This is a genomic window from Myxococcus sp. XM-1-1-1 (assembly GCF_020037095.1).
GTDB lineage: Bacteria > Myxococcota > Myxococcia > Myxococcales > Myxococcaceae > Myxococcus > Myxococcus fulvus.
The window spans coordinates 92,553-109,001 of sequence record NZ_JAIQDH010000015.1; the positions used below are offsets into that span (position 1 = coordinate 92,553).

Below are 16,449 nucleotides of genomic sequence, written 5' to 3' on the forward strand. Positions count from 1 at the left end.
GGGTTCTCGGCGGAGATGTGCACCATGAACGCTCGGGGTAGGCTGGGCGGATGCGCCGTGTCGCCGTCGTCGCCTTCCTGGCGCTCCTCTTCGTCGACTGTCGGGATGAGCGATTGGTGCCGTCGCTCCCGCCGGGCTTCCACGTCGATACGTACGCGCAGCGCTCGGCGTCGGCGGTGGATGTGTTGTGGGTGGTGGATGATTCGGCCTCCATGGCGCCTCGCCAGGAGTCGCTCGCGCGCAACTTCCAGGCGTTCATCTCGCTCTTTCGCGAAGGGCGCATCGACTACCGCATGGGCGTGGCGACCACGGACACCTTCGCGCGTCCCGGGGAGCTGGTGGGCACGCCGCGGGTTCTGCGTCCGGACACGCCGGGGCTGGAGCAGGCCTTCGCGGACAGCGTGCGAGTGGGGACGGGAGGGAGCGCGTACGAGACGGGGCTGGAGGCCGCGCGTCAGGTGCTGGAGCGGCTGGCGCGCGAGAACGCGCCGGTGCTGGAGGCGCGAGCGGCCTGCGTGTCGAGCTGCGCCACGGATGCGTGTCGGGAGGCGTGTCGCGCGACACATGCGGTGGAGTTCCTGCGTCCGGACGCGTGGCTGTATCTGGCGTTCGTGACGGACGAGGACGACCGCTCGCCGCACGACGTGCGCATGTACTGGCGGGAGTTCTCGCGAGCCAAGGGGCTGGGCAATGACGGGACGGTGGTGGCGTCGGCCATCATCGGGGATGTGCCCTCGAATGGCTGTGGCGCGGAGCCGGGGACGCGGTACGCGGAGCTCGTGTCCTGGATGGGCGGAGCGCTGGGGAGCATCTGCGACGAGGACTTCGCCGAGACGCTGCGCACGCTGGCGACGAGCGCGGTGGGGCTGAGGCGCTCGTTCGCGCTCGCGCGTGTGCCTCGGGAGGACTCGCTGAGGGTCCGTGTTCGCCACGCCTGTGGGACGCCGGAGTCCTCTCTGAGGGTCTGTGTGTCGGTGGACCGCGCGGCTTGCGAGGGGCGGTCGGCGGAGGCGCTCGAGGTGGTGTGCGTCCCCGAGGCGGGAGGCGAGCACGGGTGGGTGTACCAACCCGAGCGTGGGACGGTGTTCTTCGCGGGGGACTCGGTGCCGGGGCTGGGGTCGCGGGTGGAGTTGGAGTACGTGGAGGAGGGGTCGTGAGGCGCGGGTGGCTCGTGTGCTGGCTGTTGGTGGCGGCCTGTGGGAGGGACGCGCCGCCGTCCTCGGTGGTGCCGCGCTGGGTGGCGCCCGCGTCCACACTGGATTTCGGTGCCGTGCCCGCGCTGAACGAACGCAAGGTGTCCCTGCCGTTGGTGAACGTGGGACGCGCGTCGCTGCGAGTGGTGAGCGCGGTGGTGAAGGAGGACGGCAGCCCGTTCCGAATCATCTCCGTTCCCGAGGAGGTGCCCGCGCAGGCAGAGACCTCACTGGTGCTGGCCTTCGTGCCGCCGCGTGAGTCGAGCTACACGGCGACGCTGGTGCTGCGCACGGACGACCCCATTCAAGAGGACGTCGAGGTGTCGCTGCGAGGAGAGGGGCGCATGGCCGCGGCGCTGGAGTTGGAGCCCGCGTTGCTCGACTTCGGGCGGGTCGCCGAGGGACATGTCGTGGTGCGGCCGGTGAGGCTTCGCTCGCGAGGGAGCGCGCCGCTCGTGCTGGAGTCACTGACGCTCGAATCGCCTGCGTCTCCTGTGTTCCAGCTCGTGGGCTCCACGCGGACGCCCGCGGTGCTGGACCTCGCGAGTGAGGTCGAGGTGTCGGTGCAATACGCGGTGCCGTCCGGTGTCGCCGCCGAGGACGTGAGTGGAGCCCTGGTGCTGCGGACCACGGACCCGGACCAGCGCGAGGCGCGAATGCAGCTGCGAGGCAGCGTGAATCTCGCGCCGGTGCCCGTGGTGAGCGCTCCGGGCGAGAGCGTGCCGGGAGGCGAAGTGGTGCTGGAGGGCACGGCCTCGATGGACCCGGATGGAGACGGTCCGCTCACGTACGCCTGGGATCTGGTCTCGCTGCCCGTGGGCGCGCGTGCGCAGGTGTTGTCCCCAGGGGCGTCCAGCAGCGTGTTGCGCTTGGACCCGGTGGTGTCGGGTGAGTACGAGGTGGCGCTCACGGTGACGGATGCGGCGGGCGCGCGCAGCCTGCAACCCACGCGTGCGCGAGTCGTGGCGGTTCCCGCCCAACAACTGTGGGTGGACGTGACGTGGAGCCACGCTGAGACGGACCTGGACCTGCACGTGCTGCGAGGCGTGGACGCGGTGCTGGGGTCCGTCGATGACTGTCACTACGCGAACCCGCGTCCCGACTGGGGCGCACCCGGATTCGCTGAGGACCCGGAGCTGTTGAGGGATCGGCTGACGGGCTTCGGTCCGGAGGTCTTCGGCTACGAGCGCCCCGTGTCAGGCACGTACCGGGTCGCGGTGGTGCTCTCGCGCGAGAATGGCGCCGTGGACCCGCGCAGTGAGGCCACGGTGCGGGTGTATGACCGGGGCGTGCTGAAGGGCGAGTTCCGTCGCACCCTGTCGCGCCAGGGCGAGGTGTGGACGGTGGCGGACGTGCAGTGGCCCTCGGGTGTCGTCACGGAGGCGCCGTGAGGACGGGGTGGTGGCTGTTGGGGTTGTGCTGGCTCTTCGCCTGTTCCTCCACGGAGAAGATGCCACCGGGGCCGGAGGTGGACCCCGACCCGAAGACCTGTGCACGGCGCGAGGACTGTGATGGAGGGCAGGTCTGCACGCTCGCCGAAGTGTGTGGCGCCTGTGAGTCGAGCGGTCAGTGTCGGCTCCGTGAGCGCTGCGAGGCCGGAGCCTGTGTCGCGCGCGAGGGCTGGGGCGAGGCGTGCGTGGCGCACGCGGACTGCGGCTTGGGACAGTGGTGTCGCCAGGGACTGTGCCGGGCGAGGGCCGACGTGGTGCTGTGCCCGATGGGTACACGTGAGGAATGTCCGACAGGTGAGCGGTGCAACGCGGGCACGCTCGTGTGCGAGGAGGACCTCGGGTGCATCGAGGACTCGGACTGCGGCGCCGAGGAGCGCTGCAATCCGGGCCTGCATGCCTGTGTGCCACGCTGCACCGAGGCCACCGCGTCGGCGGTCTGCGCGGAAGGGGAGCACTGCTCAAACGAGCGCTGTGTGCGGTGCGAGGAGGACTCGGACTGCGCGGTGGGCTTCACCTGTGACGCCGCGGGCCGCTGCACGGTGACGCCGAGGTGCTACTCGGACCGAGACTGCACGGTGCCCCACGTGTGTCACCTGGCGAGTGGGCAGTGCCTGCCGAGCCTGCCGCCCTGCTCCTCGGACGACGACTGTGAGTCAGACCGACGCTGTGACCTCGGAAGCAGGGCCTGCATTCCCAGGAGCTGCCAGCCGGACGTGCTGGAGCCCAATGACACCGTGGCCACGGCCCATCCCGTGAGCGCGAGTCGCCATGTGCGGCTCACCCTGTGCCCAGGTGACGTGGACCACTATTCGCTCACGTTGGAGCGGGGTGACCAGCTCGGTGTGAATGTGGAGGCGGAGGTGTTCGCGGAGCCGGTGTTCTCCTCGTCCCTCCAGGATGCGAGTGGAAGGGTGCTGGCGACGGGGCGCTTCCGGTTGTCGCATGTCGTCGCGGAGCGAGGCCTGTACACGGTTCGCATCGCCTCCCGGGACGCGGCGCCGAGAGCCTACGACGTGGGCTTCTTCCTCTCGCGGGGAACACCTTGCGACGATGACGACCACGAGCCGAACGACACGGTCGAGACGGCCACGGCGTTGCCGGAGGACCTGAGGCTGGACGGGATGCTCTGTCCCGGGGACGCGGACCACCTGCGGTTCTCGGTGCCGCCCTCACGTGGCGCACGGGTGTCACTGTCGGGGTACGCGGCGGACCGCGGGCTGCTGCGCCTGTGTGTCCTGAAGGGTGGCACCGAGCTGGGGTGCTCAATCGACACGACGGGTTCCACGGTGGAGCTGCCCGCGTCGGCGGTGCAGGGCCAGTCGCTCACGGCCAGGGTCACTGGTGATGATGCGCGCACGACGAACGGCTACACGCTCCAGGTGGAGTGGCTCCCATGAGGACCACGTCATCGCGGGTGTTCATCCTCCTCGCCACGTTGCTCGCGGCATGTGGTGGCTCCCCACGCCCCCCTGGGATTCCGCCAGACGCAGGGAGTGTTCCTGATGCGGGAGCGCAAGACGCGGGGACCCACGCCGATGCGGGCGCACCGAGCACGCCGGTGATTCAGTCCGCGCGGCCCGCGCGAGGTGAGCGGGGAGGCGGGACCTGGGTGACGCTGAAGGGCCGAGGCTTCGTCGAGGGCGTGGCCCGTACCACACCCGAAGCAGCAGCGCGCACGACGCTGCGAGTCGGCTCGAATCCCGTCCGTGACTTCCAGCTCATCGACGACGCCACCCTCGACCTGCGCACGCCTCCTGGAGTGGCAGGCACAGTGGACCTCATGCTCCAGAACCCGAACGGCACGGCAGTCTGTGAGTCCTGCTTCACCTACGTCGAGAGCTTCGACGTCCGCGCGCTCTCGGAGGACACGGGGGCGCTCTCCGGAGGAGAGACCGTGTCGCTGCTCGGCGAGGGCTTCCCCGAGGGGCCAGGGCTCCAGGTCCTCTTCGGTGACATGGCGAGCCCCTCGGTCACGCGGGTCTCCTCGTCGGAGCTCCGTGTCCTCGTCCCCAGGGTGCGCGTGGCTGGCTCCGTGGACGTGCGAGTCCAGGGCCACGGTGTCGGTGACGTGCTCCGACGCGCGTATCGCTACCTCGAGGACACGCGCGTCACCCAGGTCTCACCGCTCACGGGCCCAAGAGAGGGAGGCACTGTCACCGTCATCACGGGCCAGGGCTTCGAGGGAGCGACTCAAGTCCTCCTCGGAGACACACCCGCCACCGCGCTACGGGTGGAGTCCTCCACGCGAATCGTGGTGACCACTCCACCCGCACCGTCCATCGGAGTCGTGCCCATCCGCATCGTCACGCCGAGAGGCACCTGGACCGTGCGCCAGGGCTTCGCCTACGTGGACGACTCCCCGAGTGCACCGCTCGCCCTGCATGGAGTCTTCCCGAGAGTCGGAGCCCGGGACGATGGCACCGTGACGCTGATGGGGACCTCGCTCGATGCGCCCGACCTGTCCGTCACCTTCGATGCCGTCCAGGCGCAGCTCGTGAGTGCCACCGCGACGACCGCCACGGTCCGGGTCCCTCCCCGGGAGACGCTCCCGCGCACGGTCTCCGTGAGTGTCCAATCCGGCGCCATGAGCGCGAGCCTCACCCAGGGCTACACCTTCCGTCTCGCGCTCGACCAGGTGACGCCGGACCATGGGCCCGCGACAGGCGGAACCCAGGCTCGACTCACAGGAACCGCACTGCCTCCTGACGCCGTGGTGCACGTCGGCGCACTCTCCGCGCCACAAGTCACGGAGTCGAGCGAGACGGAGCTGCGCTTCCTCACACCACCAGGAGGCGCGGGGCCGCACTCGCTCCATGTCTCCTCCGCGAGCGACCCGGAGAACGAAGCGCTGCTTCCAGCGTCCTTCACCTACGAAGCCGCGCTCACCCTGTCCCAGGTCGAGACCTCCCGTGGTGCCGTCGCTGGGGGCGCCCGGGTCACGGTGAGAGGCGCGGGCTTCGTCGACGGAACGTCCGTCACGTTCGGAGGAGAACCCGCCACCGACGTGCTCATCCACGACGCGCACACGCTGACCTGTCGCATCCCGGCCTCACGAATCCAGGGACCCGTGGAGGTCGCCGTCGTCCATGGCTCACAGCGCTCGGCGCTCCCCGAGTCCTTCCACTACTTCGACCCACGAGGCCCCGGAGGTCTCTCCGGCGAGCCCCTGACGGGCACGTTGAACGTCACGGTGCTCGACACGTCATCGGGGAGCTATGGCCAACCCGTCTCGGGAGCCACGGTGCTGCTGGGCCCGGACCCCACGCCCCTCCTCCATGGCGGCACGGACGCGCGAGGACAGCTCACGCTCTCGGACCCACGCATCGCGGGCGCGCAGGTCATCACGGTCTTCAAGCCGGGCCACGACGCGGTGACGGTGGCGGGCATCCGCTCGGAGAACCTGACGGTGTACCTGCGCCGTCTCGACCGTGAGGGCAACCCCGGCAATCCGCCCGTGCCCGCGACCGCGCGCGTCTCCGGCCGCGTGCGAGGCTTCAAGCCCCCGCGACCTCTTGGCGCCAATGAGGTGCTCGAGGCGCGAGTCTTCGTGGCCCAATCCAGCCCCGCGTCGGGTCCACCGTTCACGGGAACGGGCGACCGTCGCGCGGAGACCTGGCGAATCCGCGAGGACGGAGGCTCCTTCCTCGTCCTGGCCCAGCCCGGGCTGCGCGCCGTGTACGCGGTGCTGGGGGTGCTCAGGGACGGCGTGGACTTCGAGCCCTATCTGCTCGGCATCCGCCGAGGTGTCGCGGCCTCGGGGACGCGGGCGGCGGAGAACCAGGATGTCATCTTCGACATGCACCTGGATGTCACCGCACCGCTCACCGTGGAGGGCCCACTCGTCATCGCGGGAGGCGAGGCACGGCATCAGGTCTACGCCTGGTTGGACCTGGGCGCGGAGGGCCTCGTGCCCCATCCCCACAACTGGGGCACGGGCACGCGCCTCTACACGAGCATCGAAGGACCCGGACCGCGCCTCGCTTTCCCACAACTTCCCCACGTGGACGGCGCGAACCTGCTCTTCCTCGACCTGCTGCGAGGAGCCACCGCGTATCCCCAGAGCCTGCTGTACCACCGTCAGCCGGGAGCCCTGAACGGAGGCGTGACACTCGCGCCGATGTTGCCACTGCCTGTCTTCACCCAGCCGGGTGCTCGCTTCGAGGGCACGGTGTCTTGGACGCCCACGGCCTCCACCGCCACGCCCGAGGTGCAGTTGCTCACCCTGCTCGCGCCCGGAACGGAGGGCGGCGTCCGCTGGACGGCCGTGCTCCCGGGAGGGCAGACGCAGGTGACGCTCCCCGGACCCGCGCTCGCGGCACTCCGCGCAGAACTGCCCGAAGGCGCGCGACTGCGAGCCGACCTCTCCCTCGCGCGAGTCCCCCGCTTCGAGTACTCGCAATGGACCCATGACGCGTTGTCCACGGCGACCTGGACGGCGTATGTCCTCGGGCGCTCGGAGGTCTTCGACCCGTGATGCGCCGTTGGACGTGGCTCGCCGTGCCCCTGTTGCTCCTCCTCGCCGCGTGTCCGAGTGACTCCTCCGTGGACTCGGAAGGCTGTCGGGTGGACGAGGACTGTGGCTCGCCCGCGGAGGCGTGCAACCCCGCGGGCTTCTGCCAGGACCGCGCCGGCTGCGAGTCGAATGCCGACTGCGCCGACGAGTCGCTCTTCTGCGACACGAGCACCGGCACCTGTCTGACGCGAGGGCGCTGCTCCACGGATGTGCACTGCCCGTTGGGCGAAGTCTGCGACGTGTCGCGGACCACCTGTGTCACGGGCTGCCGCTCCTCCGGAGACTGTCCAGGCACCGCCTGTCGCTGCCAGGACGCGCCATGCCTCTGTGACGCCACCACGCCCGAGGGCCGCGCGGCCTGTGCGCTCGGTGTCTGCGACGCGGGCTTCTGCGCGGACGCGAGCGACTGTGCCTTCGGCGAGCGCTGCGGTGCCGCGACATGCTTCAGCGACTTCGACCCCGTGCGCCGTCCCTACTGCGCGAGCTGCACGTACGGCGGCGGTCTCCAGGTCTGTGGCCGTGGCGCCAACTTCTGTCTGCGGGAGACCGCGAGCCCCGGCACCGCCTTCTGCGGCGCGGACTGCTCGGAGGGACAGGGCTGTCCCCACGGCTACCAGTGCGCGGACGTGGTGGTCGTCGCCAGCCGTGCGCGCTGCCGCTCGGATGCGGAGTGCGCGCCCTCGCCGTCGCTGCCGTGCCGCGAGGATTCACACTGCGGCCGCGGCGGTCAGTGCATGAAGACCCAGGGCCAGGAAGAGGGTGCCTGCGCCGGGCGCTGCTCCATCGCGGAGGGCGACGTGGAGGGCTTCTGCACCTGCCAGCAGGACACCGACTGCGTGCAGGACGCGTGCAGCCAGGGCACGTGCACGGTGAGCCGTCGCGCGTGTGGCAGTGACGCCGACTGTCGCCCCATCCGCTGTGTGGACCACCAGGGCGCGGGGGGCTGCCTCGTGGGCCGCAACTGCGCGCCCGAGGAGGGCCTCACCTGTGCCGAGGTCGCTCCTCGCTGACGCCTCCGTGGAGTTCATGTCCTACATCGGCCCCCTATGTCCGAAGGGGGCGGAACTCCTGGTGTTTGAATGTTCCTGGGGGTGCCCCGTCAGAAGGTGCAACACGACGGAGGATGGACGACATGGCTTTCAAGACTGCTCTCGCGACCCTGGCTCTCGGCACCCTGTTCTTCGGTTCCTCGACGGCCCTCGCGGCCGACAGCAGCATGCGCGACTGGGCCACGCAGCAGGCCCGCCGCAACGATGACCGCCGCCACGACGACCGCCATGACGACCGCGGTCCCCGTCCCGACCGCTACGAGGCCCACGTCCACAACGGCCACTGCCACCACGCTCCGGCGCCGCGTCCGCCGCCGCGCTCGCAGGGCCGCTACGAGATGCAGACGGTGAGCCGCTGGGTCGAGGGTCGCTACGACAAGGTGTGGGTGCCGGAAGTCTGCCAGGAGCGCGGCAACCGCCGTCACCGCGTCACCCGCTGCACCGGTGGCTACTACGAGAACCAGTGGGTGCCGGGCCGTTACGTGCAGACCACGGAGTGGGTGTGGGTGTCCTACGACCGTGGCGGTGACTGGCGCTCCAACCGCGTGCACCCGGCCAGCTACGTCCGGTAGCACTCGCTGAAAGACCTCCAAGGGGACGAGGGGCGGTGCCGGGATACGGGGGTATCCGGCATCGCCCTTCGACTTTTCAGCGGGGCCTGTTAGTCAGTGCGCCGCATGGGGACGGCCTTCATCACCGGAGCAGGAATCCGCATCGGTCAAGCGGTGGCGAGGGCGCTGGCCCATGCCGGATATGACGTCGCGCTGCACGCGAACCGCTCGCTGGAGCCGCTGAGCTCGCTGGCGGACGAGCTGCGCGCCCTGGGCCGCCGGGTCACCGTGCACGCCGCCGACCTCAGCCGCCCCGAGGCGGTGGATGCCCTGGGCGCGAGCGTGCGCGAGGCCTGGCCCGCGCTCGACGTCGTCGTCCACAACGCGGGCCTCTACGAGCGTGTGCCCTTCGAGGACATCTCGCGCGAGCAGTACCGCACCATGCTCGGCGTCAACCTGGACGCGCCCTTCTTCCTCACGCAGGCGCTGTTGCCCTCGCTGCTCGCGGGGAAGGACCCCGTGGTGGTCCACATCTGCGACATCGCGGGCGAGCGGCCGGAGAGCCACTTCGCGCACTACTCGGTGAGCAAGGCGGGCCTGCTGATGTTGACGCGCGCGCTGGCGGTGGAGCTGGCCCCGCGCGTGCGGGTCAACGCGGTGTCGCCCGGCGTGGCCGCCTTCCCGGAGAGCTTCGACGCCGTCGCTCGCGAGCAGATTCTGCGCCGCATCCCCATGGGGCGCGAGGGCAGCGTGGAGGACGTGGCGCGCGCCGTCGTCTTCCTCGCGAAGGACGCCCCCTACATCACCGGGCAGGTCATCGCCGTCGACGGTGGCAGGAGCGTGATGCTGTGAGCGCCGAGCTGGCCTTCCATCCTCCCGTGGTGCGCGACAGCCAGGGGCGCTCGCTGGATGTCATCGAGCTGCGCGGCCTCACGGTGGACTGCATCGTGGGCGTGTACAACCGCGAGCGCGTGCTGGCCCAGCCGCTGCGGTTGGACGTGGCCCTGTTCCTGGACACGCGCAACGCCGCCACGGGCGGACGGCTCGCGCACACCGTCAACTACGGGCGACTGGCGGGCGAGCTGCGCTTCCTGTTGGAGGCGTGTCGGTTCGAGCTGCTGGAATCCGCCGTGGAGGCGGTGAGCCGCTACCTGCTCGTGCCGCCCACCCAGGATGTGCCGCGCGCGCAGGTGCAGGCGGCCACGGTGCGAGTCATCAAGCCCCTGGCGCTCGGTGGGCGCGCGCTGCCATCGCTCCAGGTGCACCGCACGGCCGAGCAGATGAGCTACGCCTCCGAGGAGCGCTCCTTCGGTCACCTGGACGTCATCCACGAGGGAGCGGGTTACGGCGTGCACCGTCTTCGCGTGAAGCCTGGTGGCAGTCTCCCGGCGAGCGAGGAGGCGGCGGTGGAGGCGAGCGACCTGGTGCTGGGGCCGGAGCTCCTGATGCAGGGCCACCCCGTGGCGCGAGGCATGGCGTTCCATGATGCCCCGTCCCTGGCGCGTCGTTACGACAACCCCTCGACGCAGGAGCAGACGGTGCTGCGGGTGTCTCGGCCCCGCGTCGTGACGTCCGAGGCGCCCCGGGTGCACGAGGCCCTCGGCGGGACTTCCTATTACCCTCTCGACGAGCCCGCGGCGCCGGGCCTGGCCGCCGACACGCTGCCCTGAGGACGACGCGACACCATGCAGCTCGACAGACGGATGCAGCTCTTCGTGGTGCTGGCGGCGGTGTTCGTCACGGCGCTGGTGGTGGGAGACCTCATCGCCGTGAAGCTGTTCGAGGTGCACCTGGGCGGCGTGGTGGCGGTGATGTCCATCGGCATCCTGCCCTTCCCGGTGACGTTCCTGCTGACGGACATCCTCAACGAGTTCTACGGCAAGAGGACGGCCCGCTTCGTCACGTGGGTGGGCTTCTTCATGGCCATCTTCGCCTTCGCGGTGATTGCCATCGCGGTGCAGGTGCCCATCGCGCCGCTGACGCGCGCGCCGGACTACCAGGGCACGGTGGAGAGCGCGTTCAACAACGTCTTCGACGGCTCGCAGCGCATCCTCGTCGCGTCGATGGCGGCCTATCTGGTGGGCCAGTTCACGGACATCGCCCTGTTCAACCTGCTCAAGCGCGTCACGAAGAACCGGCTCCTGTGGCTGCGCGCCACGGGCTCCACGCTGGTGTCGCAGCTCATCGACACCGTGGTGATGCAGTTCGTCGCGTGGACGGGCGTGCTGCCCACGAAGGTCATCGTGGGCATCGTGCTCTCGTCCTACGTCGTGAAGGTGCTCGTGGCGGTGGGCCTGACGCCGTTCATCTACCTGGGCCACTCGCTGGTGGAGCGCAAGCTGGGCATCAAGCCCCTGGTGTTGGGCGCGGACGGTGAGCCCGAGCCTGCCGCGGACCTCGCAGCCCCCGCGCAGTCGCGCGCCGCCTGAGGCGGGGGCTCACGGCACCAGGCGCTGGAGGAAGGTGTCGGTGTCGTCGGCGGTGAAGGGCTCCTGGGCGCCGAAGGCCCGCGTGCCGGTGAACGAGCCCGCGCTCGCGAGGTCGCCTCCTGGCAGGAAGGTGATGTCCCGCAGCTGGAGCCCCGGCGCGCAGGGCTCGGTGGCATAGGGGGCTCTCCACGACAGCGCTCCCCGGGCGCTGAGTCGCGCCAGCTCCGAGCCGCAGCCATGGCGGAAGAGCACCGCTGTGCCGCCGTTCACATCCGACGTGAGCCGCGCGCCGCTGGCCTCCGCCGACGCCGTGCCCGTCAGCGCGTGTCCCCACAGGGGGCGTCCCGCCGCATCCGCCGCGAGGACGAACGCGGCGCGCGGACAGCCCCGCGCGTCACAGGAGGGCGAGAGCACGGAGCCACCCCAGTGAAGGGTGCCCGCGAAGTCGCCGGTGAAGCGCAGCCCGCCGTCCGCGGCGAAGGCGACGTGCGTGAAGTTCGGTGCGTCGGGGCCCACCTCCAGCTCCCAGTACACCTCGCCGACGGGTGACAGCCGGGCGATGAAGCCGATGCTCTCGAAGGGCGCCAGGGGCCGCTGGCCCACGAGCACCGCGCCGCCATCCGGGTCCAACGCCACGGCGGACGCCGAGGACATCGCGGGGAGCTCCTGGGACCACCGGACGGTGCCTCGCGCGTCGTAGCGCGTGACCAGCCGTCCGTGCGCCACCACCACTTCACCCTCGATGTCCGGCGTCAGCGCCTTGAGCGTGCCCGTCGAGCGGGCCCACTGCGGCGAGCCGTCCGCGGCCAGCTTCGCCACGAAGTGGCTGTCGGCGATGAGCGTCTCGCCCAGTCGCAGCCGTCCCTCCACCTTGCCGGCGATGAAGAGCTCCGCCGTGGAGGCGATGCCCAACAGCTGCGCGTGCGCGATGGCGGGGCCTCCCTCCGAGGAGGGCTCGGCCGTGAAGGTCCGCGTCCAGAGCACCTGCCCCGCGCCATCGTGATGCGACAGCACGAGCGACGTGCCGTTCGCCTCCACCGATGTGGGACCGGAGGTGCCCGTGGCCCGCGAGGTGCCCAGGAGCACCAGGCCGCCGAGCCCATCCGAGGCCAGGGCCACGACCTCCTGCTGTCCAGGGAGCCGCGAGTGGACGGTCCACCGCGCGTCACCGGGCTCGAGCTTCGGAGGCTCGGGAGGCTGCGGAGGAGGTTCCTCCTCGCGCGGAGGAGGCTCGATGGGGGCGTCGCTCCCACCACAGCCGAGCACGGTCCACATGCCCAGCATCAGCCCCGCCGTGCTTGCCCGCCACCGTCCCATGTTCATTCCCCGTGAATCCGCTCGTCCTCCGGCCGGTGGCCAAGCTGGGGCCCGATGCTCCCGGAGGCAAGGTGGGCGTTGGGGACTGAACGAAGTCAGGGCAGGGAGGCGCGCGAGCGGGTCAGCTCGCGCCAGCGCGCGAGGGTCAGCGCCGTGTAGGGCCCGCTCTCCAGGCCATAGGCGCCCAGCGAGAAGCCGTCATTCCACTCCACGAGGGCGGTCTCCCCCGAGGAGAGCACGCCGAAGTCCACGGCGTAGCCCGCGGTGGCCTCCCCGGAGGTCTCCAGCAGACGAAGGGCCTCGCGCACGCGCTCCTCGTCGAGCGCGACGGTGGGGTCCCCCGCGTAGTGACGGATGCCCACGGATGTGCCCTGCGCCACGAAGACGCGGTACTCGGTGCGCCACTGCACCACGTCCGAGCAGAGGAGCGGCGTGGCCCGAGACGCCCTCTCGAGGAAGAGCAAATCATCGGCGCTCTGGAAGACATGCCCCGTGAAGCGCTTCCTGCGCCCCTGGGGCTTGGCGAACACAGGGGGACTGGAGACATCGAGCACCCTCGCGGTGAGCTCGCCCACCGTGCTGCTCCACAACCGGCGGTGGAGGAAGGGCGTGAGGCAGGAGGGATAGTCCCGGGTGGGGGGCGGCTCGATTCCGAGCTGCTTCAAGGCGCCCAGGACCGTGGGCACATAGCCCGCGACGAGCGTGTCCGGGGTCAGTGGGAGCTGTCGCCGCTCCAGGCGCTTGGCGGTGAAGCACTCCGTGGGGATGCCCAGCGCGCGCAGGCCCTCGAGCAGCAGGCGCATCTCCGGCTCCATCCGCCCGTGCGACTCCTCCTCGATGAAGGCCCGCGTCAGTCCGTGCATGCGGTGCCTCAGCCTCCCGCGCGCGCGAGCGGCGTGAGGATGTCGCGCCAGTGCGAATAGAGGGAGAAGTGCCCTCCGCCCGGCAGGAAGTGGGGCACGGCGGTGGGGATGCGCGAGGCGAGATAGCGCCCCATCTGTGGCGGCACGATGCTGTCGCCGTCCCAGTACCAGAGGTCCACGTCGCGGCGAATCTCCTCGAGCGGGAAGTCCCACGGCGACGCGAGGATGTGGGCCTCACGGCGGATGCCCGCGACACCTTTGCGCGTGGCCTCGCGTCGCCAGCCCTGCACCTGCGCGGCGATGAGCGGGTCGGACAGCACGCGACGGTCATCCGGAGAGGCGTGGGCCATCACCGCGGCGAGCGCGCGGTCGGGGTTCGCGCGCACCTGTCGGTCATGCATCGCGAGCAGCGGGTGCAGCACCCACTCGGGCCAGGCGGCCATGGCGTAGGCGTTGCGGTAGTCGCGATTGACGCCCTCCATGCCCCCGGGGCGCTTGAGCGGCGAGGCGCCGGAGACGATGGCCGCGCGGAGGATGCGGTCGTCCAGGTGCCACGTGGAGACCGCGGCGTAGGGGCCACCCGCGGATACGCCGAAGAGGGAGAAGCGCCCGATGCCCAGCGCGTTGGCGAGCTGCTCCAGGTCGCTCGGGAAGTCGAGCAGCGTGCGGCCGGGTTGATGGTCGGACAGGCCGTAGCCGGGGCGGTCCGGCGTGATGAGGCGCACGCCGAGCCCGTGGGTGATGCGGTCATCCGGGTGGCGCATGTAGCGCGAGCCCGGATTGCCGTGGATGAAGAAGACGGGGACGCCGTCCAGGTCGCCCGACTCCACGTAGGCGAGCCGTCGCCCGTCCTTGAGTCGCAGGGAGCCTTCGCGCACCTGCACGCCGGAGGTCCTGTTCGAGAACGCGGTGTTCATGACTCCATCGCTTTCGAGCGAGCGCCAATCCATTCGGCGATGGAGGGCCACACGTGGGTGGAGCCCTTGCTGGATGCGGACAGGCCGATGTGGCCGACGGGGTAGCGCCGCGTCTCGGCGTCCTTCGTGCCCACCAGCTTCACCAGGGGCTCGCTCATGGCGGGGAAGGCGATGGTGTCCTGCTCGGCGATGACGTTGAGCACGGAGGCCTGGATGCGTCCCAGGTCGATGTTCTCTCCGCCGACCTTCATGCGTCCCTGGTGGAAGAGGTTCTGCTGGTAGCAGTCCTTGATGTACTGGCGATAGACCTCGCCGGGGAAGGGCACGGGGTCGGCGCCCCAGCGCTCCATCGCGAGGAACGTGGTGACGAAGTCCGGGTCGTCGATGCGGCGGCACACCTCCAGCCAGCGGGTGACGCGCTGCACGGGCGCCACCATGAGGAAGCCGCTCTCCAGCACGGGCGTGGGCACGTTGCCGTAGGCGTCCACCAGCGAGTCCACGTCGAAGTGGTTGGCGGAGGTCCACAGTGTGTAGACGCCGCCCTTGCTGAAGTCCACGGGCGTGGCCTGCGCCACCAGGTTGCGGATGCCCTCGGGATACAGCGACGTGTACGCGAGCGCGAGCGTGCCGCCCATGCAGTAGCCGTAGAGCGTCAAATCCCGGCTCTTGCTGACCCGGAGCGTCCAGCGCACGGCGGTCTGGATGAGCCCGCCGAGCAGGTCGGACCAGGTGAGGTGCTCCTCTTCCTGGCCGGGCACGCCCCAGTCGATGGCGTAGACGTCGAAGCCCTCGTTCGTGAGGTGCTCGATGAGGCTGCGGCCCGGCAGGAAGTCGAGGATGTACCAGCGGTTGATGAGCGAATAGACGAAGAGGATGGGCGTGCGGTGGCGTCGGCGGGGCGCGGCGTAGCGGAGCAGCCGCATGCTGCCGCGCGTGTACACCACGGTGTGGGGCGTGGCGCTGACGGGCGGCTCACGGACGCCGGACGCGCGCTCGATGAAGGGCTTGAGGTACGGGTACGGGTTGAAGGGGCGGGCCTTGAGCGCGTGGGCGACGGCGCGGGTGAGCTGGAACTGGCCCGTGACGAAGGAGCGCAGGCGCTGGGGCGAGGAGGCGGTCATGGCGCGTCACCGGGCTTCTTCGCGGTGTCGGAGGCGGCCTCTTGTTTGTGGAGCAGGTCCACGACGACCTCGAGCTGGGAGCCGAGGGCCTCGACCTGGTCGTTCACGCGGCGGAGCTGGTCGCGGAGGTTCTCGACCTCGGACGTGGTGGGCAGGCGCAGGGTGCGCAGCGCGCCTTCGACGAAGCTGTTGCGGCGGATGCGGGCGTTGAGGCCCTGGCGCATCACGGTGCCGCTGGCGCGCAGATAGGCGGGGCTCTCGGCGACGCGAGAGAGGGCGCGGGTGAGGCCCTGTTCGGCGCGGGTGAACACCTTGCCCGTGCGCGTCTCCGGATGGGTGAGGTGGCCCAGGAGCTTCAGGCTCCGGGCGAGGAGTCCCCGAGGAGGAGGCGGACGTTCCGAGTCGCTCATGGCCTTGAGGCTAGCCCAAGGGTGCGCGGGAGCGCAGGGGTCAGCGCTCGAAAAGTGAACCGAGATTCATGTTTTGGGCGATGAAGGGCTCGGCCCGGATGTTCACGGCGCCGGTGTGCGTGGCGCAGGGCGTCCAACGCCCGGCCTCCAGCCGGTAGACCTCCAGTTGCTGCTGGCGTGGGTCCAACAGCCACAGGTGCTTCACGCCCGCGCGGGCATACAGGTTCATCTTCGCGCCCCGGTCCCGGGAGGCGGTGGAAGGGGAGAGGACCTCACACACCCAATCGGGAGCGGTCGTCATCCCCACGACCAGCGGGAGCTCGGGCATGCGCTCGTGTCGCCACGCGGCCAGGTCCGGCACGAGCACGTTCGGCCCCAGATGCAGCTCGGGCTCGGGCAGGAAGACCCAGCCCCCGGGGCCTCGCCTGCGGAGCCCCTGCTCGAACGGACTCAGCACGATTGCCAGCCGGATTGCCGCACGTCCATGGGGAGGCAGCGGACGCGGACTGACGTGCAGCTCACCGTCGATGATCTCTCCCACTACATGCTCGGGAAGCTCTTCGAGCACTCGGTAGAGGCTCCTGTCGATGGGTGACTCGTCACTCATGTCGCCCCCAGGATGAGACTCCACCACC

Annotated in this window: 15 protein-coding genes; 9 read left to right on the plus strand and 6 right to left on the minus strand. The window is 70.4% G+C overall.

Annotated features, from left to right (window positions below):
* The first annotated feature begins 50 nt into the window (after nucleotides 1–50).
* The 9 genes from K8640_RS26385 (at nucleotide 51) to K8640_RS26425 (ending at nucleotide 11,186) form a co-directional block, all read left to right on the plus strand.
* Nucleotides 51–1,157, plus strand: coding sequence for a vWA domain-containing protein (locus K8640_RS26385; RefSeq protein ID WP_223749595.1), 1,107 nt, complete (start codon nucleotides 51–53; stop codon nucleotides 1,155–1,157).
* Complete coding sequence (locus K8640_RS26390; RefSeq protein WP_223749596.1) at nucleotides 1,154–2,584, plus strand: choice-of-anchor D domain-containing protein; 1,431 nt, start codon at nucleotides 1,154–1,156, stop codon at nucleotides 2,582–2,584. Before K8640_RS26385 ends, K8640_RS26390 begins: the two co-directional genes overlap by 4 nt.
* Entirely contained in the window at nucleotides 2,581–4,041 is a 1,461-nt protein-coding gene (locus tag K8640_RS26395) for a hypothetical protein (protein ID WP_223749597.1), read from the plus strand. The genes K8640_RS26390 and K8640_RS26395 overlap by 4 nt, the downstream gene beginning before the upstream one ends.
* Complete coding sequence (locus K8640_RS26400) at nucleotides 4,038–7,118, plus strand: IPT/TIG domain-containing protein (RefSeq protein WP_223749598.1); 3,081 nt, start codon at nucleotides 4,038–4,040, stop codon at nucleotides 7,116–7,118. Before K8640_RS26395 ends, K8640_RS26400 begins: the two co-directional genes overlap by 4 nt.
* Nucleotides 7,115–8,167, plus strand: a complete 1,053-nt coding sequence (locus K8640_RS26405) for a hypothetical protein (RefSeq protein ID WP_223749599.1) — start codon at nucleotides 7,115–7,117, stop codon at nucleotides 8,165–8,167. Before K8640_RS26400 ends, K8640_RS26405 begins: the two co-directional genes overlap by 4 nt.
* A gap of 122 nt (nucleotides 8,168–8,289) precedes the next feature.
* A complete protein-coding gene (locus tag K8640_RS26410; RefSeq protein ID WP_194869388.1) occupies nucleotides 8,290–8,778 on the plus strand; it encodes a hypothetical protein in 489 nt (162 codons plus the stop codon).
* 105 nt (nucleotides 8,779–8,883) lie between these two features.
* Entirely contained in the window at nucleotides 8,884–9,609 is a 726-nt protein-coding gene (locus tag K8640_RS26415) for an SDR family NAD(P)-dependent oxidoreductase (RefSeq protein WP_223749600.1), read from the plus strand.
* On the plus strand, nucleotides 9,606–10,427 hold the full coding sequence (locus K8640_RS26420) for a dihydroneopterin aldolase (protein WP_223749601.1): 822 nt from the start codon (nucleotides 9,606–9,608) through the stop codon (nucleotides 10,425–10,427). Before K8640_RS26415 ends, K8640_RS26420 begins: the two co-directional genes overlap by 4 nt.
* A 15-nt stretch (nucleotides 10,428–10,442) precedes the next feature.
* Nucleotides 10,443–11,186, plus strand: a complete 744-nt coding sequence (locus tag K8640_RS26425; RefSeq protein ID WP_223749602.1) for a queuosine precursor transporter — start codon at nucleotides 10,443–10,445, stop codon at nucleotides 11,184–11,186.
* A 9-nt stretch (nucleotides 11,187–11,195) separates the two neighbouring features.
* Here the strand turns inward: K8640_RS26425 and K8640_RS26430 are convergent, their stop codons facing one another.
* The 6 genes from K8640_RS26430 to K8640_RS26455 form a co-directional block, all read right to left on the minus strand.
* On the minus strand, nucleotides 11,196–12,509 hold the full coding sequence (locus tag K8640_RS26430) for a PQQ-binding-like beta-propeller repeat protein (protein WP_223749603.1): 1,314 nt from the start codon (nucleotides 12,507–12,509) through the stop codon (nucleotides 11,196–11,198).
* 89 nt (nucleotides 12,510–12,598) lie between these two features.
* Nucleotides 12,599–13,366 (minus strand): ATP-grasp domain-containing protein, encoded by a 768-nt coding sequence (locus K8640_RS26435; protein ID WP_223749604.1) that lies wholly within the window; start codon nucleotides 13,364–13,366, stop codon nucleotides 12,599–12,601.
* Between the two features lie 8 nt (nucleotides 13,367–13,374).
* Entirely contained in the window at nucleotides 13,375–14,283 is a 909-nt protein-coding gene (locus K8640_RS26440; RefSeq protein ID WP_223749605.1) for an alpha/beta fold hydrolase, read from the minus strand.
* Complete coding sequence (locus K8640_RS26445) at nucleotides 14,280–15,404, minus strand: alpha/beta fold hydrolase (RefSeq protein WP_223749606.1); 1,125 nt, start codon at nucleotides 15,402–15,404, stop codon at nucleotides 14,280–14,282. The genes K8640_RS26440 and K8640_RS26445 overlap by 4 nt, the downstream gene beginning before the upstream one ends.
* Entirely contained in the window at nucleotides 15,401–15,814 is a 414-nt protein-coding gene (locus tag K8640_RS26450) for a hypothetical protein (RefSeq protein ID WP_223749607.1), read from the minus strand. The genes K8640_RS26445 and K8640_RS26450 overlap by 4 nt, the downstream gene beginning before the upstream one ends.
* Nucleotides 15,815–15,854: 40 nt before the next feature.
* On the minus strand, nucleotides 15,855–16,421 hold the full coding sequence (locus K8640_RS26455; RefSeq protein WP_223749608.1) for a Uma2 family endonuclease: 567 nt from the start codon (nucleotides 16,419–16,421) through the stop codon (nucleotides 15,855–15,857).
* Nucleotides 16,422–16,449 lie beyond the last annotated feature (28 nt).